This is a genomic window from Collinsella sp. AM17-1 (assembly GCF_003470665.1).
Classification (GTDB): Bacteria; Actinomycetota; Coriobacteriia; order Coriobacteriales; family Coriobacteriaceae; genus Collinsella.
In genome coordinates this window covers 35,606-57,158 of the sequence record NZ_QRJZ01000004.1, presented here as the reverse complement: position 1 = coordinate 57,158, position 21,553 = coordinate 35,606, and the positions used below count along the sequence as shown (strand labels likewise).

The following is a 21,553-nucleotide window of genomic DNA, read 5'->3' as shown; positions in this document are numbered from 1 at the left end:
GTGTCCCCAACTGCCGGCAGAAAAGGAACGTCCCCAAGTGCCGCCCCAATGACTACCATGGCAACGCCGCAGGTAGAGGACGGACAGCGAGCGGGCACCAGAGCGAACAAATTGGCATGAAAAGAGGACGGCATTGACCTTCTGGTCATGCCGTCCTCTTTGAATGACAAGTTGTCGCTCTGGTGCCCGCGCAGCGTCGAGCAGTTACGGCGTTTGGTAAAACGCCGTAACAAACTACCGCGTAACTCCCCTAGCTCAGCATTGCATCCATCATCTCGGAGTTGACGGAGTCGTCGGCAGACCACTCGCCGTCGTCGTTGCAGGTGTACTTGAAGATAACCGTGGTCTTCCTGGGCTCGGTGGCCTTGGTCACATCGACCATAACCTGACCGGCCATCTTGTACAGCTCGTCATCGGAGGGAACCGTATCAAGCGCGGCGACCTTCTCCTGATACTGGGTGGAGAAGTCCTCGACGATCTTGTTCATAGACTTGCATGTGATAGAAACCTCGGCGGTCGCGACACCCTTGTCCTCGTCGACCGTCACGTCGCCGATCTTGTAGTCAAAGCCCTCGAGATAGGTCTTGGCATACTCCTTGGGATCGATACCCAGCTGCTCGAACTCGTCGCCCGAAGCCTCCTCCAGACCAGAGAGGAAGTCGTCGCCACCGTTTTTGACCTCGTCAAACTGCGTCGTAAGATCCTCGGTGATGAGCTCCTCAACCGAAGGACCTCCACAGCCGGAAAGCACGACCACGCATGCAACCAAGACGGCCATGAGGGGCGCAAGCAGCAGCTTCTTTTTCATGTTGTTCCTCCCAATGAGCGGCACCGCGCTTCCCGGACGCGGCGCACGTTGTAATAAGTAAGCCCATACTATCCACTTATGAACATCCTCGGCAACGCGAAGGCGCGGTCGGTTCGTTTTAGCGTCCGAACGGTTTGCAAGCCCGCCCAACGTGCAATAAAACGCTTCCCCGCGGTGCAATAAAAAAGGTGGCCGGAAAACCCGACCACCTTTGCACATCCTTTGGATGTCGCAGTTTACTTGCGGACGACCTTAACGATGACATCGCCGGCGGCGACAGCGGAGTCGGCCTCAACGGCGAGTTCGACATCGGCAAACTCGGCGGTGTTGGACACGGCCACGACGACGCAGTCCTTGTAGCCGGCAGCGGCGATCTTGGCGCGGTCGATCTTGAGCATGGGCTGGCCAGCCTTTACGACGTCATCGGCCTTGACGAAGCCCTCGAAGCCATCGCCGTTCATGTTGACGGTATCGACGCCAACGTGCACCAGAACCTCGATGCCGCTATCGGACTGCAGGCCCACGGCGTGACCCATGGTGACGGTCACCTTGCCGTCGCAGGGAGCGTAGACCAGGTCGTCCTCGGGCCACACGGCGCAGCCCTTGCCCAGAACCTCGCCACCAAAGACGGGATCGGGCACGTCGGCCATCTTGATGACCTTGCCCTTGACGGGCGAGCACAGCACGTCGGCGCCGGCAGAAGCAGAGATGGAGGACGGAGCAGCGGCAGTCGCGGGCTCAGCCTTCTTCTTGAACATGTCAAACAGACCCATACGTTTTCTCCTCTTGATTAAGCGCAACGTTGTGCGCATGCCTATGGTGATTATAGTGCCAAATGGTTCAAATGCTAAGGTGGGGACTCGAATCGCGAGCCCATCCCAACGCTTTTCCCCGGTGGCACTCATATTGTCGATTAATCCAGGCCCTCGGCACCGTTGGACTTGATGATCTTCTGGTAGGCGTAGAAGCTGTCCTTGCGGCGGCGCTCGTAGGTACCGGTGCCGTCGTCGTACTTATCGACGTGGATAAAGCCATAGCGCTTGCGCATCTCGCCGGTGCCGGCGGAAACCAAGTCGATGGGGCCCCACCAGGTGTAGGCGATCAGGTCGACGCCGTCGGCAATGGCCTCGCCCATGGCCTTGATGTGGCTCTGCAAGTAGGCGATGCGGTACGGATCGTGGATGGAACCGTCCTCCTCGACCTCATCGTAGGCGCCCATGCCGTTCTCGACCACCATCAGCGGAATCTCGTAGCGGGCGTAAATCTCGTTGAGGGCGATGCGCAGGCCCAGCGGATCGATCTGCCAGCCCCAATCGGTGGACTCCAGATAGGGGTTCTTGCCGCCAAAGGTCATGTTGCCCTCGGTCATCTCGTGGTCCTTGTGGGTGCCCACGGTGCCGGACATGTAGTAGCTAAAGGTGTAGAAATCGACCTTGCCGTCGGCGATATCCTGCAGGTCGCCGTCCTCCATCACGAGCTCGACATCGTTTTCGGCCCAGAAGCGCTTGGCATAGAACGGGTACTTGCCGCGCACCTGCACGTCGGAGCAGTACCAGTTCATGGTATTCATCTCCTGCTGCGTGGCGAACACGTCGGCCGGATCGCACGTGGCGGCATAGGAGAGGATGAAGCAGTCCATGTTGCCCATCTTAAACTGCGGATAGTGCTCGTGGGCATAGCGCACGACGCGGCCGCTGGCGACAAACTGGTGATGCAGGGCCTGCATACGGGCCTGCGGCGTGGTGTGGACCGCCGAAGCCGGGCCCTCAAAGCCCTGGATCATGCTGGTCCCAAAGAGGTTGCCCATGTCCTGGGTGCCGCAGTTGATCTCGTTGAAGGTGAGCCAGAACTTGACCTTGTCCTGATAGCGGTCGAAGACGGTCTGGCAGTACTTCTCAAAGAAGCCGATGAGCTCGCGGCTCGCCCAGCCGTTGTATTTCTCGACCAGGTGATAGGGCATCTCGTAGTGCGACAGGGTCACGAGCGGCTCGATATTGTGAGCGCGCAGGCAGTCGAAGACGCGGTCGTAGAAGGCGAGGCCGGCCTCGTTGGGCTCGGCGTCGTCACCGTTGGGGAAGATGCGGCTCCAAGAGATGGACATGCGGAACATGGTAAAGCCCATCTCGGCGAACAGCGCGATGTCCTCCTCGTAGTGATGGTAAAAGTCGATACCGTCATGGTTGGGGTAGAAGCGGTTAGGGTCGATGTCGATCGTAATCTGGCGCGGCTCCTTGTAGCTGCCACCCAAGAAGTGGTCGTCGACCGACGGACCGCGGCCGTCCACGTTCCAAGCGCCCTCAAACTGATTGGCGGCGGTAGCGCCACCCCAATAGAAACCCTCGGGGAATCCCATAAGTGCCTCCTCGCTCATGCGTGTTGCTGATGAAACGAGTATGCCGCCGAGTCGCTCCAGGCCAGGGCGAAGGCGCCGATTTGGACACTTCTTTTCGCAGACGCGCGCTGCAACAGCGCTGCAGCTGAAACTTTTTGACACCGAAGGAGCGAAGACGATCCGCCCCGCGCTTACCGGCGGTATGCCGCGGGGGTGCAGCCATACTTGTCGTGAAACTTACGGTAGAAGAAGCTCATGTTTTCATAGCCCACCGCATGCGCAGCCGCCCCGGCCGTGGCGCCGCCGCGCAGAAGCTCGGCCGCACGTACCAGGCGTCGCTCCTGCACAAGCTGCCTAAAGGTCTTGCCCACATGGCGCTTGAGAAGCGCCGTCGCATAATTAGGGCTCAAGCCAAACTCCGCCGCCATCCCCTCGAGGGAGCATGCAGCGAATTCACAATCGATATAGCCAAGCATTCCCGTCACCAGGGCAGTGGGCCCCGCCGTGCCGTCCGCCGCGCCGCGCACCAGCTCGCGCTCGTAGCAATCCATGAGCTCGGCCAAAAACAGCTGAAACAGACGCAAGACGATCTCGGGACCGTTGGGGCTCGGGTCGTACAGCTCGCAGAGCATCTCCTGCATGTAGCGCCGAATCCGACGGCTCTCGCCGCAGTAAAAACGGACATGGCCCCGATGGTCCGTCTCGCTGTTGAGCGCGTTGAACAAAAACCGCGAGACCGCGCTCTCGCGCGAGAGGCTCGACTCGAGACTCCGGCGCAAAAAAGAGCGTGAAACGGTCATGCTCAGCATGATGTCGTCCTCGCCGAGCGCCGCCACGGCATGAGGGCAAAGGGCGTCGAGCAAAAGCACCTCGTTGCGGCGCAACTCGAGCCTCTCCCCCGCCACCGTCTGCGGGCAGCGCCCGCGATACACATAGCTCATCTCCACGTAATCATGCACGTGCTCGGGAACTGCATTAAAGCGCGAGTTTTTCCTTATCGTCAGGCCACGCGGCATGCCGGGCTGGGCATAGGCAAACCCTGGCTGCCCAATCTTGCGCACTGGGCATCCGTCGATTTCGACATGCTCGGTCATAATCGACCAATCAAATGCCATGCCGTCTTTATAAGTGATCTCACTGGCGCTCAGTTCGCTGAGCCTACGCTCGAGCTCGTCGATCTCCATGGCTTGCCAATCGTTGATTTGGTCATAGTTCGTCGTGATTCAGATATTAGCAGAACGCGCCGACGCGTCCATAATCTGTGCTATGCAGCAGATCGATCGAGCCAAGGAGGATACATGACCGCGCACTATCAGCAGGTGCTCGAGGGTACATACGACAACCATGTGCTTCCGTTTTTGTGGATGAAGGGCGAGAGCCATAAGACCATTGCCGAGTATCCGGAAAAGATCGCCGGCGCCGACATCCACGAGGTCTGTCTCGAAAGCCGCCCACACCCCGATTTTTGCGGCGAGGGCTGGTGGCGCGACTTGCGCTTTGTCATTGACGAGTGCAGGCAGCTAGGCCTTAAGCTCTGGATCTTGGACGACGCGCACTTCCCCACGGGCTTTGCCAACGGCGCCGTCAAGGAGGCCGTGCCCGAGCTCCGCAAGATCGTGCTCACGCACCGCACGTTCGACATCGTGGGCCCCACGTCCGCCGCGAGCATCGCGCTCGCCAACATGCTCGACAAAACGGAGCGCTTCCACGGCGTGACATTTATGCAGGACGGCAGCCCCGTCGACGTCGCTTACCGAGTAATCGACGATGCAGACGGCAACCCCAGCCGCCTGGTCTTCGATGCACCTGCGGGCCTCACGCAGGCATGCGTGATGTTCACGAGCGGCAAGACCTCCTACAACGAGGACTACATCAATATGGTCGACCGCGCCTCGGTGGCGCAGCTCATCGATGCTGTCTACGAGCCGCATTTTGAGCATCTGGGCGATGAGTTTGGCAAGACGATCCTGGGCTTTTTCTCCGATGAGCCCGGATTTGCCAACGAGAAGGGCACCACGGGCCCCGATGGCATCTCGGACACACTCATCGGCAAGGCCACCGCGCCCCTACCCTGGTCGGCCGAGCTTGAGCGTCGCCTACGCGCGGCACTGGGCGAGCGCTACCTGGCCGAGCTCCCGCACCTGTGGGACCGCGAGCCGGCCGGCGCGCACGTACGCCACGTCTATATGGACATCGCGAGCACCCTCTATAAGGAGTGCTTCTGCGACCAGCTCGGAGACTGGTGCCGCGCGCGCGGCGTGCAGTACATCGGCCACGTTATCGAGGACAAGGACTGCCACGCGCGCCTGGGCGTGGGCGCCGGGCACTACTTCCGCGCCGTGGGCGGTCAGGACATGGCGGGCGTCGACATCGTGATCAACCAGCTGGTACCCGGCATGGACCGCGGCCTTCACAGCTACGGACGCGGCGTGTGGGACCTCGAGTTCTATAACTACGTGCTGCCCAAGCTGGGCTCCTCGGCAGCACACCTCGATCCCAAAAAGCAGGGGCGCTGCATGGCCGAGGTCTTTGGCGCATTTGGATGGCACGAAGGCCTACGCGAGATGAAGTGGATCGCCGATCATTTTTTGGTGCGCGGCGTCAATTGGTTTGTGCCGCATGCCTTTAGCATGGCCGCCTTCCCCGACTGGGACTGCCCGCCGCATTTCTATGCGCATGGCCAAAACCCCCAGTTTGCACACTTTGGGCAGCTCATGAGCTACATGAACCGTACGGCGAGCCTGCTGAGCGGCGGGCGCGCAACGACCCCGGTGGCGCTTCTCTACCATGCGGACGCCGAGTGGACAGGCGAGGCGAACTTTATGCAGCATGCCGCCTCCGAGCTTATGCGCGCGCAGGTCGACTTTGACATCGTGCCGGCAGAGGCATTTGAGGACGCAGGGCGCTATGCCGTTGAAATTGCCGCAGACGGTAGCGGCTTTGGCGTGAACGGCCAGGCATACCGCTGCCTGGTGATGCCCGGAGCCGAGTTTGTCGGCGGAGCCGTGCTCGACTTTGCCGCGCGCGCCGCAGCCGCAGGTGTTGCCGTGTACGCGCTGGATGAGTTGCCGAGCAAGCGCTACGACGGTGATATTGCAGCCCGCGAGGGCTTTGCCTCCGTGGATGCAGCCGCGGTCGCCGGCATCAAGCTCCTGGCAACCGCCGAGCTCGCAGGCACGCTTGCCGACGCCGGTATGCAGACCGTGGTTTGTGCCGAGTCCCAGCCCTGGCTGCGCGCACTGCGCTACGAGCGGGCGGGCGAGACCTATCTGATGCTCGTCAACGAGCATCCCAAGCAGGGTATCTCCACTCAGATTGCGCTTGCCGACGGCATACCCGTTGCAGGCGCGCGCCTCGACCTGCTCAACGGCACCGATCCCGCCGCCTTTGACGGCACGCTCGAGCTGGCTCCCTACGAGAGCTGCATCGTGGTCCTTGGGGCTACAGGTTCCGCCGGCGCGGCAACTGCTGGAGACGAAGCCACATGCGTCGACGGGCCCTGGGCGGTTGCCTTCTCTGCCCCTGGTACCGATGCCTTTGGCGAGTCTGTTGAGCTTGCAGACCTGCACGACCTTTCCTCGGCCGAGTTCCCCGGCAAGGCCGGCACGTTCCGCTACCAGGCCTCCTTTGTCCTGGGCGAAGCGGCCAGCCGCGCTGTCATCGACCTTGGGGAGGTCTTTGAGACCGCAACCGTCACCCTCGACGGCAAATCCCTCGGCACCCGCATCTGTCCGCCTTACCGCTTTGAGGCCGCCGCACTTTTAGCCGGTGAGCACGCGCTTGCGATCGATATCATCAACACCCTCGACCATGCCGTCCCCGACGTGTTCGGCATGACCGAGCCCTCCGAGCCCAGCGGTCTCTTGGGGCCCGTACGCGTGCTCGGGTAACGCCCCGGGCGCAAACGGCCCAACAAGGACAGCGCCCCTATGTTGAGCCCGCACAGCGTCGAGCGGTCCGTCGTTCATAGACCGGCGGACCAAAACTCCCAGCCAAGCCGAACGTTTTATTTATCGCTATGATTGGTTTATCGCGACGCAAACGCATAGGAGCCATATGGATATCAGGCGAAAGATCACGCAGGGCAAAAGCCTCACCCCCACCGAGCAACAACTTGGGCGAACGGCCCTTGCCATGGGCGAAGACGTCCGCGGGCTCTCTATTAAGGAATTTGCCGCGCGCACCAACGTTTCCGTTGCGAGCGTGCACCGTTTTTGCAAAAAGCTCGGCCTCGAGGGATTCAAAGACCTCAAGGTCGAGCTCATCCGTCAGGCAGCCGAGACGGGTAACCGGCGCGACGTGGACATCAACTTTCCCTTCGATGCCACCTCCACTCCTGCGCAGGTGATGGAGCGTATGGAGGGGCTCTATCAGACCACTTTGGCCGAAACGCAGGAGCTGCTCGACCCCACACAGCTCGACCAGGCCGCCAAGCTTATCGTGCGCGCCGGCACCGTGGACATCTACACGGGCTCGCATAATCTGTATCCAGCGGGAATGTTCCGCGATCGCCTGCTTTCCGCCGGCAAAAGCGCAACGTGCCACGACAGTGTCGAGGCGCAGGTGCGTACGGCGCTCGCCTCGGGCCCCGACCATGTGGCAATCGTTATCTCCTACAGCGGCCTTGCCCCCAACCTCAGGGAGATCTTGCCAATCCTCAGCAGTCGACATGTCCCGGTCATCGTCATCGGCACACCGCACTGCGCCCGCATTCACCCCGGCTTTGCCGCCTATCTCACGGTGAGCGATCACGAGAGCATGACGCATCGCATCACACAGTTCGCCAGCCACATCGCCGTGCAATACGTGCTCGATTCACTCTACAGCAGCTACTTTGCCAAAGATTACGCCCGCTGCTCTGAGTTCTTAGAGCGGTCGTTTCCCTACACCCGCCTGCCCGGGCTCAAGTAGCGACGAGCGTGGATCATCGGACACTAACCTAACGAGCGTGGATAATCTCCCACTTTGAGCCCGCGCACAGGCCAAAACCGGGAGATTATCCACGCTCATTTTGGGTCCCCTGGGAACGCATGAGGAGGGCGGATAGAAAGCCGTTATTTGCGAGGCGTCAGCGACGTAAAGAGTCCGTGTTGGTTGCAGTAAAGATATATCCTGCCGCGCCCGGTAATATGGAAGCGCGGCTGCACCGATTGCTCTGGATAGAGCTTCTTAAAGCAGATGCCATCCATAGTCGCATATGCCACAAAGCTAATGTAGTGATCCTTGGTCATGGGATGATCGAGCGTGACGTACCAATCGTCCTCGATGCGCTCGATGGAAAAGGCGTGGTCCGCGTCCGGCTCTTCGGCCTCCTGGGGAAACATCGTGGAGCCACAGCAGCTAAAGCTGCCTTCTCCGAGCGCGTGCACAACGTTTCCGCAGATAGGGCAAACGTAAAAGACGCCTTTGAGCATATTGCCTGCACGGTTGGCGTTGGCCCGAATGTCACCAGCCAAAAGCTCAGCCACGCTTATGCCGAGTCTCTGGGCCAAAGGCTCAACGAGGGAAATGTCGGGAAGGCCGCGGCCGGATTCCCATTTGCTGACGGCTTTATCGGTCACGCCAAGGCTTTCCGCCAGGGCGCGCTGGGTGAGGCCGCGCTCTTCGCGCAGCTGCTTGATGGCATGCGCTGCCAAAAAAGTATGGGAAGCATTGGTTTGCCGTGTCTGGTTCATGGGCTGTCCAATCAAATTGAAGAAATGGAGTGAACCGGTTCGACAGTCAGTATCCATTTGAAGGCCAGGCTCGACAACCTACGCTGCGTAGACATGCGCCAATCGAACGAGCGCGGATTTTTGGACGCTCATCCTGAGTAGTCATTTAAGAACGTCCCCAACGACCACATCAGGAGTGTCCCCAGGTGCCGGCAGAAAAGGAACGTCCCCAAGTGCCGCCCCTTGCCAGCAACGGGAGTGCCGATGTCTTGGCAACGACAGCGAGCGGGTCGCATTTGAGACAAGGTGACGTGAAACGAAAGGGCGCTGACCTTCTGGTCGCGCCCTTGAAGTTGAACGTCAGATTGTCCAAATGCGGCCCGCGCAGCGTCGAGCAGTTACGGCGTTTGGTAAAACGCCGTAACTAACGAGCTCCGTACTGCTCGTAGTAGGCGTCGATAGCGGTCTTGAGCTCGTCGTCGATGACGACTTTGCCGTCGATCTCGTGGTTGTAGAGGGTCTCGACGACCTCGGCCATGGAGACGATGCTCGCGACGGGGAAACCGTACTTGGCCTCGATCTCCTTCTGCGCGGTGGTCACGCCACCCTTGCCGACCTCCATGCGGTTGAGGGACACGATGAGGCCCTTGATCTCGACATCGGCAGCAGCCTTGACCTTGGGATAGGTCTCGTCGATGGACTTACCGCTGGTGGTGACGTCCTCGACCATGACCACGCGGTCGCCGTCCTGGGGCTCGTAGCCCAGCAGGTTGCCCTTGTCGGCGCCGTGGTCCTTGGCCTCCTTGCGATCGCAGCAGTACTTGACCTCCTTGCCGTACAGCTCGTGGTAGGCAATTGCGGTCACGACGGCCAGCGGAATACCCTTGTAGGCCGGTCCAAACAGCACGTCAAAGTCGTCGCCAAAGTTATCGTGGATGGCCTGGGCGTAATACTCGCCCAGCTTCTTGAGCTGATAGCCCGTCACATAGGCGCCGGCGTTCATAAAGAACGGGGACTGACGGCCGCTCTTGAGCGTAAAGCTGCCGAATTTAAGAACGTCGGACTCAACCATGAACTTGATGAACTCTTGCTTGTAAGCCTCCATGCGGGCTCCTCTCGTAATCGCGTACGTGCCTTCCAGTTTAGCGCAGGCAGGGCGCGTTGCGGGCGCGCTTTGGGGCCTCGGCATTCTGTAAAGGCTTTGTCAGGGGCAATGGTTTTCCAAACATTGGGGTTGACACGGCAAACCCCCTCATCAAGAATACGGGCGGATTGTAACGGGTACGAGATACCCAAAGCGCGCCGCGCCCGGCCTTAAGGAGGTGTGCCATGGAAGGCAGTCATAGTCGAAAAACCTGCATGTCGCCCTCGGCACGCCGCGAGGATTCCGCACGCGCATAAGCGCCAACAGCCGATCGTCAAAACCACCACAAAGGTGCCTGTCCCTTTGTGGTGGTTCGAAAGCATGACGTGAGCGACATCTAGGTTTTTTGAAGCACATACGACACGTACGCTAACTCCCTTCAACAAGGAGGACCCTATGCTGATGCTCAAAACCGCCACGGTACTCGAAGCCATCTCCAAGCGCCGCCGCACGGCGCGCCCCGCCGTTCATACCGGCATGTCCAAGAACACCATATTCGCCGCCACCCATAGCGCCGAGGATGCCCTCGTGCCGCTCGACGCCACAGCCGACGGCCTCACCGCCGAGCACGCCGCCGAGCGCCTGAGCGCCGTCGGCCCCAACACCATCGAAGCGCCGACCAAGACGCTCGCCCGCCGCATCGCCGACGCGTTCGTCGATCCCTTCGCTGGCATCCTCGCCGCCCTCGCACTGGTCTCGCTCTACATCGACGTGCTCGCCGTGCCCGAGCTGCAGCGTGACCCCTCCACGGTCATCGTCATCGGCATCATGCTGCTGGTATCGGGCGGCATGAAGTTTATCCAGGAAGCCCGCAGCGGCAATGCAGCCGAGGCCCTTAAGGACCTGGTCTCCAACACCTGCTGTGCCCTGCGCGACGGCGAGCGCGTCGAGATCCCCTTCGACGAGCTCGTCCCCGGCGATGTAATCCGCCTCTCTGCCGGCGACATGGTGCCGGCAGATGCCCGCATCATCACCGCGCGCGACCTGTTTGTGATCGAGTCCGCACTCACCGGCGAGAGCGAGGCCGTCGAGAAGACCGCTGCCATCACCGTCGTCGAGGGTGCCGACGGCTCCGCGCTACCACTCTCTGCCTGCAAGAACATCGTCTTTACCGGCACCTCCGTGCAAAACGGCACCGCCATGGCGCTTGTCGTTGCCACCGGCTCGGACACCTACCTGGGCGGCATCGCCAAGATGCTCAACGGGCGCGGCGAGAAGAGCGCGTTTGACCGCGGCGTCTCGAGCGTCTCCATGCTGCTCGTGCGCCTCATGCTCGTTATGGCGCCGGCGGTCTTTGCCATCAACGCCGCCACCAAGGGCAACGTCATCGATGCGCTGTTGTTCGCCACGAGCGTGGCCGTGGGCATCACGCCGCAGATGCTTCCCGTCATCGTGACCACGAGCCTGTCGCAGGGCGCCAAGGACCTCGCCCGCCGCCAGGTTATCGTCAAGGAGCTGCCGGCGATCCAAAACCTCGGCGCGATGGACGTCCTGTGCTGCGACAAGACCGGCACCCTCACCGAAGACCGCATCGTGCTCGAGCGCTACCTCAACACCGACGGCAACGAGGATGCGCGCGTGCTGCGCCATGCGTTTTTGAACAGCTTCTTCCAGACCGGCCTCAAAAACCTTATCGACCTGGCCGTCATCGACCGTGCCGATGTGACGCCCTCGACCGTCGTGCCCGATTCTATGCTGGGCCAGAGCCTGCGCGACCGCTATACCAAGGTCGACGAGGTGCCCTTCGATTTCTCGCGCCGTCGCCTGAGCGTAGTTGTCGCCGACGCCCAGGGTAAAACCCAGATGGTTACCAAAGGAGCTGCCGAGGAAATGCTCGAGATCTGCTCCTTTGTCGAAGTCGATGGTGCCGCCCAGCCGCTCACCGAAGATAAGCTCGCCCAGATTCGCCAGCAGGTCGCCGGGCTCAATGCCGAGGGCCTGCGCGTGATTGCCGTGGCGCAGAAAACCAATCCGCGCTGCGTGGGCGAGTTTGGCATCGCCGACGAATGCGACATGGTGTTGATGGGCTTTTTGGCCTTCCTCGATCCGCCCAAGGCGAGTGCCGCGGGCGCCGTCGCCACGCTCGAGGCCAAGGGTGTGGCGGTCAAGGTCCTGACCGGCGACAACGACCGCGTTGCCGCCACCGTCTGCGAACAGATCGGTATCGACGCGAGCAACGTCTTGCTCGGCTCCGAGATCGATGCGCTCGATGACGCCGAACTTGCCGAGCGCGCCGAGCACACCCACCTCTTCGCCAAGCTCTCGCCGCTGCAGAAGGCGCGTCTGGTGCGCGTCATGCGCGAGCTGCTCGGCCACACCGTGGGCTTTATGGGCGATGGCATCAACGACGCCGCCGCCATGCGTGCGAGCGACTGCGGCATCTCGGTCGATTCGGCCGTCGACATCGCCAAGGAATCCGCCGACATCATCTTGCTCCAGAAAGACCTGGGCGTGCTCGAGCGCGGCATCATCGAAGGCCGCCGCACCTACGGCAACCTGCTCAAGTACCTCAAGACCACGGTGAGCTCCAACTTTGGCAACGTGCTATCCGTGACCGTCGCGAGCCTGTTCTTGCCATTCTTGCCCATGAGCGCTCTGCAGTTGGTGCTGCTGTCGCTGGTCTACGAGATCGTGTGCATCGCGCTGCCGTGGGACACCGTCGATGACGCCTGGACTGCCCGTCCGCGCGCCTGGGATGCCGCGTCCATTAAGGGCTTTATGCTCGAGTTGGGTCCCGTGAGCTCACTGTTTGATATCGTGACTTTCGCCGCGCTCTTCTTTGTGGTGTGCCCCGCCGCCGTGGGCGCAAGCTGGGCAGAGCTTGCCGCTATAGGCGACGTCGCAGGCATGGCGGCCTTTACGGCGCTCTTCCAGAGCGGTTGGTTTGTCGAGTCCATGTGGTCGCAGACGCTCGTGGTCCACATGCTGCGCTCCCCGCGCCTGCCGAGCCCGCGCGACCACGCCGCGCCCGCGCTGTGCGTCCTCACCGTGCTGGGCCTGGCGCTCGTCACCTGGCTGCCGACAAGCCCCATCGCCGATGCGCTGGGCCTCATGCCGCTGCCGCCGAGCTTCTTCGCGCTGCTCATCGGCATTGTCGCCGCCTACATCGCGCTCACCCAACTGGCCAAGCGCCGCTACATCGCCCGCCACGGCGAGCTGCTGTAACGCACGAGTTGTGACGCTCGACCCATCAGGCGGTCAAAAAGTCCCGCCTCACTGTCCCCTTTGTGGTGGTTTTGGTGCGCTACGAGGCATTGGTCAGGCGGCTCCAGAGTTCGTCAATATCGATTTGGTCGCCGCCGCTCAGATAACCGGTGTGAATAAAAGATTCACTATAGATATAGATGTCATGCGCGCTGTCGCCATCATCTTCGGTGTCGTAGGCCGAAATCACGTAACGGCTGCCGTCGAGCGCCTTGACCAGCCAATACACGGAATCGTCGATTGTGCACTTCTCCTGCACTATCGCCGCATCGCCGATTGCGCCGGTGAGCGCACGATTGCCCGTCGTATAGCCGCCCACCGAGAGCAAAATCGCCACGCTATCGTCTCCGCCGCCCGGCTCAAGTTCCTCGTACTCGGACTCCGAAAGCGGTATCGCGCTGTTCGCAAGTTCGTCCACGTCATCCGAAATCTTAGAAAAGGTAAAAGCGAAAAGTCCCGCGTCATCGGCGGCACCGTAGCCCACGCTCTCGCCTTGCCACTCATAGTTTTGATGCTTGAGCAGGCGCACCAGGTCGGCGCCGTCCAAGTTGATCGCAGCATAGACCGTCACGTTGGCGTTGTCGTCTACACAGGCGGCGTCCGCCGTGGTCGCCTTCTTGGCACCGCCCGCGCCGCCCAATCCGCCCGAGCAGCCAGCCAGCGCACAAGCCAGCGCACCCGCGCCTGCCACAAAGGCCGCACGGTTCATCGTCACTTCATTCATCATGTTCGTTCCTCGCTATGGTATTGGCCACGTCGCACCTAGCCGAGCGCGCGTCCAGTCTTTTCCTGCCAAAACTCGTCTATCGTCGGAGCACCGCCGCCCTGGGTAAACCTACCGGTCTTGATAGCCTCCTCGGTAATGAGATCCAAGCGGTAGTCACCGTTTTCCATCGGACTCGCCATGGCAACGTGCCGCGCCATGCTGGAACCGTATACGCACGCGATCCATGAGCCCGAAGTAATCTGCGCCCGGTCCTCGACCGGCACGGAAAAGCCCGCGATAACATCCTCGCAGCTCGAATAGCCCGAAAGTTGCAGCGTGAACATCACGGTGCTTCCGGTGCCGCCCTTGTCGAGCTTTCCGATTTCGTCCTCGCCGAGCCATTCGGTCGCACCGTCCTTGCTGATATTGCAGACGCTGAGCACGTGTCCCGCCTCGTCCTCGTACATCTCGAGCGCGTCTTGCCAGGTATAGCCCTGCTGCGAGGCAAACTCCTGCAACTGCCAGCCCTTAAGCTCGAGGAGCGCCGCGATGCTGATGTTGCGGTGCGCATCCCAGCAATCATCCGACCACGTATCGAACGCATCCGCCGAGCCGCTGTCCGCGCCCGGGCCGCGGTCCGCGTCGCCGGAATCGCCCGACGTCGCACCCGCGTCCATCTTGTCCTTTACCGGGCGGTCGTCGTTAAAACCCGTCGCATCCTGCGTCCGCTGTCCGCCGCACCCCACAAGCGTCAGCAGCGCCGTTCCCGCCGCCGCGACAAATGCCGTGCGCGAAAGTACCGTCTCCCTCATCATTGTTCCTTTCCCGTTCTTTATCACAATGCCGAGAAACACACCTGGCATCGATTCACACATAAGCCGCCTCACGCTATTGACGAGGCAGCTCCGTCCAGCCAAAACCGGGTTCAAAGCCATCGCGTGTACCGATCACATCGCCCGAACCGTTGACCCAGGCCTGGTCGGCCATCACCGAGACCTCGACATCGGTGCCGTCGGGTCTGGCGTAATGGTTGACCCCGCGAATGGCATCGGAATACGAGGCCGCACCCGTGCCTACGCCCGCGCTGGAAAAATTGGCGGTGCTGGCAGCCATATTCGCGGCGTGCTGACGGTCGCTGCGATCGAACCACGCCTGCTGGTAGCTGTCGAACGCCGCCTGTTGCGAGGCATGCATCTGTTGCCAGGCTGCAAACTGCTGTTGCTGCTGGGCAATGTTCATCTGCGTGCGTTGGCGCTGCTCAAGCACCATCTGTTGCTTTTGAGCTGACGCTTCGCGTGCAATCGCCGGATTGAGCCGCAGAGTCGACGCCATTGATGCAAGCGCCGTGGTGGCTGCCTCGTCCAGGCGACCTTCTGGCGCAACCAAACAGAAGCTGTCCCTGATACGCCACTGCAGCAGGTCGGCCGCGCCCAGCTCGAACGACGCTCCGTCCGGGCAACCGTCTCGACCCGTGGGCTGTTCTTGCGCGACGCCCTGTCCCGCCGCTGCCGCCGCCTGGCGCTCGCGCAGGCGCTTGCCCAAAACACCGCCGATCAGCCCACTCGAAAGGCCCGCGCCCAGCAGCGTCTCGGCCCCAGCGGCAATGCCTTTACCCATAGAGCCCGCGACGCCGCCGATCGAGGCCACATAGCCCTCGACTTTGGCCGCCACCGCGAGTTCGGTGGACACTGGGGCGCCCGCGAGCCGATATCGACGCATGCGGCACTCATAGATCACATTGCTCGGCTCCATCGAAAAGCCCTGAATCGCAAATTCGTTTGCCGCCTCGCGCTTTACGCGGGCACGTTCGCGCTCGATATCGACCGCCGCGCTCGATGGGTACGGTTGCTCGGCCACAACCTCCGCCCGTGCGCCCAGCTGTGCCGCGCAGGCCTGAGCCAGCTCGTCGCAAGCTGCCTCCACGTGCATAAACGCCTTGTGCTCGGTTTGCGTGGGGATACGCTTGGCAACGGCGCCCGCATCCACGTAGCAGAGCTCGGAGCGGTACATAATCCGCTCACCCATCGGACCCGCCGCCGTCACGCCAACCGAAATCGGGCAGTCGAAACTGCCGCTGCGCTCAAGATGCGCTTCTTCGATATGCCAGCCCCGCGGCAGCGCTACCTGCGCGAGCGCCTGCCCGCCAGAGGTATCGCATGCGGCATGAAGCTCAAGGTCACCGATGTGAGGCGTATCCGTCGTGGCCGCGTCACGAGACGACGCGACGCCGGCAGTCTCCACCGGCGCATCGGCCGGCGCGTCCACGCTCGGGTCGCCGCCTTCGTCCGCATCGCCATCGGCAGTCGCCCCATCTGTAGCCCCCACGGCGCCCGAGTAGCCCACAACGCCCTCAAGTCGGACGCCGCACCCCGGGCAAAATCGCACCGGCACGCCGGCGACCCGAGGCAGCTGCGCCCCACACGCCGGGCAGAATCTCAAGTCACTCATCCCGTACATCCCTAATTTCGTTAGCTGTTTTTGATCGCGGCAAGCTGCCGCCATAACTCATCGGCACCGTTAAGTCGATACGCCGTCTTATCGAGCACGATGTTTTTGCCCTCAAGTTCTACCGATTGCTCCGAGCCATCCGTATAGACAAAGACGAGCGTTCGGCCGGCATCGCTCATCCGCTCATCCACCGCATCCCCCACGGTGCAGCCATCGAGCGCGGCAAAAGTCGATGCGACCAGTTCGGCATCGTCGGTCTCATAGACCGTCCGCGCCTCCCCGTCCTCGATAAGCTTGACCGCCACCGGAACGGCAGCGCAGTCGTTGAGCGACACTTGCGCGGCAGTCTTCCCCTGAGCGCCATGGTCGCCGGCAACGTAAACTCGCATGAGTGTCACCGCCGCGGCAAAGACCACCACGGCGATAAGCGCGCCCGCAATTTTATTAGACGCGCAACCCCGAGACGCCATAGGTGCACCCCCTCCGTTCTGCTCTGCTCAGCATCACATTCATATGCCTTTGGGCACCAAAACGGCAGGTGACAAATGTCTCATATTCATATTTTTGCAGGTAAAAAACCACCACAAAGGTGCCTGTCCCCTTTGTGGTGGTTAGCTAGTCTTGGGGTGTCCAGGACCAGAAGAAGTTGATGAGGGCTACGCGCGAAGAGGCACCGGTCTTTTTGTTGATCGAAGCGATGTGGCGATAGAGCGTGGAACGCGAAAGGAAGAGTGCCGCCGCCACGTCCTGCACGCTATCGTCCGAAACGACCAGTGCCTCCAGAACATCGCGCTCGCGCTTGGTGAGCCCAAAGGCGGCAACGAAGCCATCGAGCCGATTGTCAAACGAAAGCTCCGGCGCCTCCAGGGGCACCGTGTCGGCCTGGCCGGGCTCACAGCTCACGCCAAGATCGTCGGTGGCAAGCGCCAGCCTGCCGCGCGTCGCCTCGCCCTCACCGTCTTGTCCAAACTGTCCCAACAGCGAAATCGCGATGCCGACAAACAGCACGAGCACGACGCTCACTGCCGCCAGCACGTTTTGACTCGAGATAATCGCCACCGCCGGAGCCGTCACGAGCATCGAGCAAACGTTGTTGATAACACGGCCCATGCACGGCCACAGATACGCCCAGCGGGCATACATCGAAATCGCGGCGAACTTCGCGGTGAAGAACACCACGAAAAAGCCCGTGCCAAGGTAAAAGATAATCGTGGCGGCAAGCGTGTTGCCACCGTTGCCATCGGTGATAAGTACAAAGAACGAGAGCGTGGACAGCATGGCGGCGCACGTCATGATGATATTCATATACGAACGCCCACGCAGGTCATACAGGACGCCGGCGGCAAGGGCGCTCACAACCAGCAGCAAGCGCGGCCAGTCGCCCAGATCGATAGCGCCAGCGGCATGCGAGGTCGTAAGGCCGGCATTGAGGGCCGCGAACACGCCGGTGAGGCAAGCGGTCGCCACCGTCAGACGCACCACGGCACCCTGAAAGGCCGCCTTTGCCTCGGGGTCATCGTGCCACCTGGCGCCACGCTCCGACGCATCGACCGATAGCTCGGCAATCTCGACCTCGAACTCGGGCGCAGGCTCATCACGCAATTTAGCGCGGCGGACACCGTGAAGCAGCCCCACCAGCGCAATCGCACAGGCAATGAGAACAGACTGCTGGGGAATGCCCGCAGGCATCACCATATGGTTGAGCACCTGCACCAAAATGCCCACAGCATAGGAAACCGCCACGGTGCGCGCCAGGCAGGGCGTCTGCGCAAAACGCCGCGCAAGATTGGCATGGGCGGTCGATCCGCAATAGCCCAGGGCGCAGCACGCCACCAGGCCGCCGGCAATTACTACCTCAAACCGCACTGCCATAATCATCAGCAGCAACGCCGATACCAACAGCACGCCCGTAATATCGCTCGTCGCATCGATCGTCTGGGGACGGCGATAGTACAGAAATGGGCGCACGAAAAAGCCAATCACGCTCGCGCCGACAACGATGCTCTCGTAGATGACGACCTCACTCGATGGCACGAACTCGGCCATGCGCGCATCAAAGAAATACTCGCACGCCAAAAACGTGAAGAAGAACAGCGCTAGGCACAGAATCTCCCGCATGCCCCGGCGCAAATATGCGGTTGTGTCTCCCAGGTCCCTCATGGTAACCCCCACCCGCTTTGTTGTCCGGAACACCATTTTAATAAAGAACCAATCTCAATATCGAAGCCAAGTTCGAAATGTTGCAAATTCGACCCCAGCCGTCCGCATGACGCCGCGATTTTGAGCCGCATGACCCAGAAGGGGCGCGCGGTCTCTAGCTCGGCAAGGAGTGTCCCCAACTGCCACTCATTTAAGCACTCATTTAAGTACGTCCCCAATGAGTAAACAAAGGGTGCGACGGAATGGCTCCCCTTGGCAGCTTAAAGCCGTCATGCAGGAACCATTCCGTCGCAGCCTAATGAAAGGGACTGGGTTGTAAATGTTGGGTAGTCATTGGGGACGTTCTTAAACGACTAGTCAAACAAGAACGTCCCCAATGATTATGTCCAATGCGCTACACCAGGCGTATGGCCTCCTGGACGGCACCGTAAAGGTTGGCGTCGTTGCCGAGCTCGGCCGCCTTTATCTGCGGCACAGGGATGCCGGAAAGGGTCCCTTCGTAACTCGCGAGGGCCAGCGGCATCTGCGCACGCAGGGCATCAACGAGCTCGGGATGGCACGAGATGCCGCCTGCGATCACAAAGACCTCGGGGTCGAGCACGGCCTGCAGGTTGATGAGCTGTCCGTCAAAGGCGCGAGCGTAGCGGTCGAGTGCGCGCTGCGCCGCCATGTCACCACTCGCGATCCACTCAAAGACGCGGCGGCCGTCCACCGGAGAACCCACAGGCGGGCCCTTCTCAGCAACGGCAGCATCGCGGAGCGCACGCCAACCGCCCGAATCGGCAAAGGAGTTTCCCATGTTCGCGGCAGTCGTGACATCGTTGCGCAAGAAGCTGAACTCGCCTGCAAAGCAGTGCGCGCCGCGCAGGACCTTGCCGTCGATGACGATACCGCCGCCGATGCCCGTGCCGATAGCGAGCACCACGCCAAAACGCGTCCCGCGCAGAGCGCCAGCCGCATACTCACCGAGTGCACAGCACTTACCGTCGTTATTGACGGCAATCGGCACCCCCAGTGCCTCGCGCATGAGCTTTCCGAGCGGACAGCCATCCATAAACGTGAGCGCACCACCGCGATGGATCGTTCCTGTGACATCTCCCTCGTAGATGCCGCCGGGCGCACTCACGCCCACGGCGCTCACGCGCTCGCGATACGGCTCGACGAGCGAGATCAGCGCCGCGACCGTCTCCTCAGCCGTGGTAAAGCCCGTCGGCAGGCTTCCGCGCTCGCGGATGGAAAAATCCTCGCCCAGCACAGCCCATTTAACGGCCGTACCGCCCACATCGATTCCAAAAAACTCCTGCATGTTCACTCCTTACAAGCGTAGCCCCGGACGCGCATCGCCGCGACCATCACAGGGGCTACCCCCCCCCTGCGATGGTCGTGCAGCAAGTCACGCCCGGAGCCGATTATCTCTGTTTTACACCTCTAATTTGGTCAGGCGAAGCATCATATACTGCTTACTTGGGAGATCGATGCGGAACTTGCCCTCAAAGGTTCCGGGAAGCTCCTCCTCCGTCATGCCCCATGTGTCCACGACACTCACCTTGTATCGAGCGCCCGACTCGCCCTCAAACTCACGAGACCACTCATTTAAGTACGTCCCCAATGAGCGTGGCGGAATGGCTCCCCTTGGCAGCTTAAAGCCGTCATGCAGGAACCATTCCGTCGCAGCCTAATGAAAGGGACTGGGTTGTAAATGTTGGAGAAGAGCCGTTAGCGCCCGGGGGCCAGGATCACCAGAGCGTCGTGCTCAAAGGGATGCTGAGCCACGCGCACGGTGCCGTCACCGTTATCGCGGACGGGCAGCTTGGCGATGCGCTTGTCCTCCATGTCGAGGACCGTCGCCGTCCAGCCGCGCGCGCCGTCGAGCTTAAACTTGAGCGCCGTGGTGCGCGGCAGGTACGTGACGACGCGATCGCCAACGCGCGCCACACGAATGGCCTCGCGCGCGTCATCGAGGAGCTCCTGCGCCGGAACCACGGCAAGCGCGTCGTCGGCAGCCGTGGCACCCAAGCCGGCAAGCACATGCTCAATCGCGCCAAAGTCCCACACGCCCGCAAACTGCAGGCACTCTTGCCAGCGGAACGGCATGTCGAAGCCCTCGCCCAGCACCGAGCCTTGGCTGCGCGATGTCTGCCAGTTCCAAACGCCGTGTGCGCCGTAAGTTACGCCGGCACTGGCGCCGGCAAGAATCGACGACCATACGCTCGCGCGGCAATCCTGCGCGGTGAAGCGCCAGTACACATTGCGCGACGCACCCATCTGCTCGTAACAAGGCTCAGAGTTGACCATCGGCTTTTTAGGGTAGTTGGCGATAAAGTCCTGCGGCAGACGCCATGCCTCGGGCTGGCCCTCGTAGTTGTGGCCGGGCTGGAACATATAAAAGTCCAGACGGTCCAGATACTGCGCCGGAATGGTGCGATTGGCGCGGTTGATATGCATGGTGCGCAGCGCCTCGGGCGCGCGCTTGACGACCTCGTCGAGCGCGTCCTCGTAATAGGCGATCGCCTCGTCGCCGGCAAAGTCGGTATCGCCCGTCACCACGTAGACGGGGTCGAACTCGCCCAGGTTCTCGACGACGCGGGCAACGTGGGCACGGACCTCCTCACGCGGCATAACCTCGGCGCCGCAACGCTCGGCGATCTTGGCACCCCAGGTACCGGGCACGTAGTTGCACCACATAAGCACGAGCGCCGGGCGGATGCCGTGCTCGACGGCAGCACGGCACATGGCGGCGGCGCGGTCCCAATATGCCTGGTTGGGACGGGACCAATCAAAGTGCACGCCGTCCTCGCTGGCATAGGGCCAAATGCCCAGGTCGGGGCAGCAGCGATCCCACTGCGGCAGCGTGTTGATCTGCAGCACATTCATGCCCTGCTCGGCACGGCGGGTCAGGTAGTAGTCCCAGTCATCCTCGGCAATGCTCGTAAATGCGCTCCAGCACGTATCGGCAAACCAGAAGAACGGTTTGCCCTCGCACAAAAAGCCGTCCTGGCGACCGTTGACGGTCAGCTTTCCCAAACTCATCTGCATGTCCTTTCGTTTGATAAAGGATTTGCGAACCGTCGGGGGCTTTCGCGGTAACCCCGTGCGA

General features: G+C 61.5%; 17 protein-coding genes. 3 read left to right on the top strand and 14 right to left on the bottom strand.

The window, feature by feature from the left end:
• Positions 1-250: 250 nt before the first annotated feature.
• The 4 genes from DW195_RS03330 to DW195_RS03315 form a co-directional block, all read right to left on the bottom strand.
• Positions 251-808: a hypothetical protein gene (locus DW195_RS03330; protein ID WP_035136614.1), complete on the bottom strand. Its 558-nt coding sequence runs from the start codon at positions 806-808 to the stop codon at positions 251-253.
• Positions 809-1,044: 236 nt separating this feature from the next.
• Positions 1,045-1,581 (bottom strand): PTS glucose transporter subunit IIA, encoded by a 537-nt coding sequence (locus tag DW195_RS03325; RefSeq protein WP_117803545.1) that lies wholly within the window; start codon positions 1,579-1,581, stop codon positions 1,045-1,047.
• A 140-nt stretch (positions 1,582-1,721) separates the two neighbouring features.
• A complete protein-coding gene (locus tag DW195_RS03320; RefSeq protein WP_118205858.1) occupies positions 1,722-3,161 on the bottom strand; it encodes a glycoside hydrolase family 1 protein in 1,440 nt (479 codons plus the stop codon).
• A gap of 170 nt (positions 3,162-3,331) precedes the next feature.
• The gene (locus tag DW195_RS03315; protein WP_118205857.1) at positions 3,332-4,324 is read right to left on the bottom strand and encodes a helix-turn-helix domain-containing protein; all 993 of its coding nucleotides are present in this window, start codon (positions 4,322-4,324) and stop codon (positions 3,332-3,334) included.
• Positions 4,325-4,438: 114 nt separating this feature from the next.
• Here DW195_RS03315 and DW195_RS03310 point away from each other — a divergent pair, with 114 nt between their 5' ends.
• Positions 4,439-7,030 carry a glycosyl hydrolase gene (locus DW195_RS03310; protein WP_118205856.1) on the top strand — a complete coding sequence of 864 codons (2,592 nt, stop codon included), beginning with the start codon at positions 4,439-4,441 and terminating at the stop codon, positions 7,028-7,030.
• Between the two features lie 166 nt (positions 7,031-7,196).
• Positions 7,197-8,051: a MurR/RpiR family transcriptional regulator gene (locus tag DW195_RS03305; protein ID WP_118205855.1), complete on the top strand. Its 855-nt coding sequence runs from the start codon at positions 7,197-7,199 to the stop codon at positions 8,049-8,051.
• Between the two features lie 143 nt (positions 8,052-8,194).
• On the opposite strand, the gene DW195_RS03300 is transcribed toward DW195_RS03305, so the two are convergent.
• Complete coding sequence (locus DW195_RS03300) at positions 8,195-8,815, bottom strand: helix-turn-helix domain-containing protein (protein ID WP_055250846.1); 621 nt, start codon at positions 8,813-8,815, stop codon at positions 8,195-8,197.
• 403 nt (positions 8,816-9,218) lie between these two features.
• The gene (pyrE, locus tag DW195_RS03295; RefSeq protein ID WP_117655467.1) at positions 9,219-9,899 is read right to left on the bottom strand and encodes an orotate phosphoribosyltransferase; all 681 of its coding nucleotides are present in this window, start codon (positions 9,897-9,899) and stop codon (positions 9,219-9,221) included.
• Between the two features lie 435 nt (positions 9,900-10,334).
• Between pyrE and mgtA the strand changes: the two genes are divergently transcribed.
• A complete protein-coding gene (gene mgtA, locus DW195_RS03290; protein WP_118205854.1) occupies positions 10,335-13,103 on the top strand; it encodes a magnesium-translocating P-type ATPase in 2,769 nt (922 codons plus the stop codon).
• A gap of 79 nt (positions 13,104-13,182) precedes the next feature.
• On the opposite strand, the gene DW195_RS03285 is transcribed toward mgtA, so the two are convergent.
• From DW195_RS03285 to DW195_RS03250, 8 genes are all read right to left on the bottom strand, one after another.
• Positions 13,183-13,869: a hypothetical protein gene (locus DW195_RS03285; protein ID WP_117634529.1), complete on the bottom strand. Its 687-nt coding sequence runs from the start codon at positions 13,867-13,869 to the stop codon at positions 13,183-13,185.
• Between the two features lie 35 nt (positions 13,870-13,904).
• Entirely contained in the window at positions 13,905-14,660 is a 756-nt protein-coding gene (locus tag DW195_RS03280; RefSeq protein WP_118205853.1) for a hypothetical protein, read from the bottom strand.
• 76 nt (positions 14,661-14,736) lie between these two features.
• Positions 14,737-16,296 carry a zinc ribbon domain-containing protein gene (locus tag DW195_RS03275; RefSeq protein WP_158567890.1) on the bottom strand — a complete coding sequence of 520 codons (1,560 nt, stop codon included), beginning with the start codon at positions 16,294-16,296 and terminating at the stop codon, positions 14,737-14,739.
• A gap of 20 nt (positions 16,297-16,316) precedes the next feature.
• On the bottom strand, positions 16,317-16,766 hold the full coding sequence (locus tag DW195_RS03270) for a hypothetical protein (RefSeq protein WP_118205851.1): 450 nt from the start codon (positions 16,764-16,766) through the stop codon (positions 16,317-16,319).
• Positions 16,767-16,911: 145 nt separating this feature from the next.
• Positions 16,912-18,456, bottom strand: a complete 1,545-nt coding sequence (locus DW195_RS03265; protein WP_158567889.1) for a helix-turn-helix transcriptional regulator — start codon at positions 18,454-18,456, stop codon at positions 16,912-16,914.
• A 394-nt stretch (positions 18,457-18,850) separates the two neighbouring features.
• Positions 18,851-19,762 carry an ROK family protein gene (locus tag DW195_RS03260; protein ID WP_118205849.1) on the bottom strand — a complete coding sequence of 304 codons (912 nt, stop codon included), beginning with the start codon at positions 19,760-19,762 and terminating at the stop codon, positions 18,851-18,853.
• A 114-nt stretch (positions 19,763-19,876) separates the two neighbouring features.
• Positions 19,877-20,065 carry a DUF5605 domain-containing protein gene (locus DW195_RS10655; protein WP_118205848.1) on the bottom strand — a complete coding sequence of 63 codons (189 nt, stop codon included), beginning with the start codon at positions 20,063-20,065 and terminating at the stop codon, positions 19,877-19,879.
• A gap of 107 nt (positions 20,066-20,172) precedes the next feature.
• Positions 20,173-21,486 carry a DUF4038 domain-containing protein gene (locus tag DW195_RS03250; protein ID WP_118205847.1) on the bottom strand — a complete coding sequence of 438 codons (1,314 nt, stop codon included), beginning with the start codon at positions 21,484-21,486 and terminating at the stop codon, positions 20,173-20,175.
• Between the last annotated feature and the right edge of the window lie 67 nt (positions 21,487-21,553).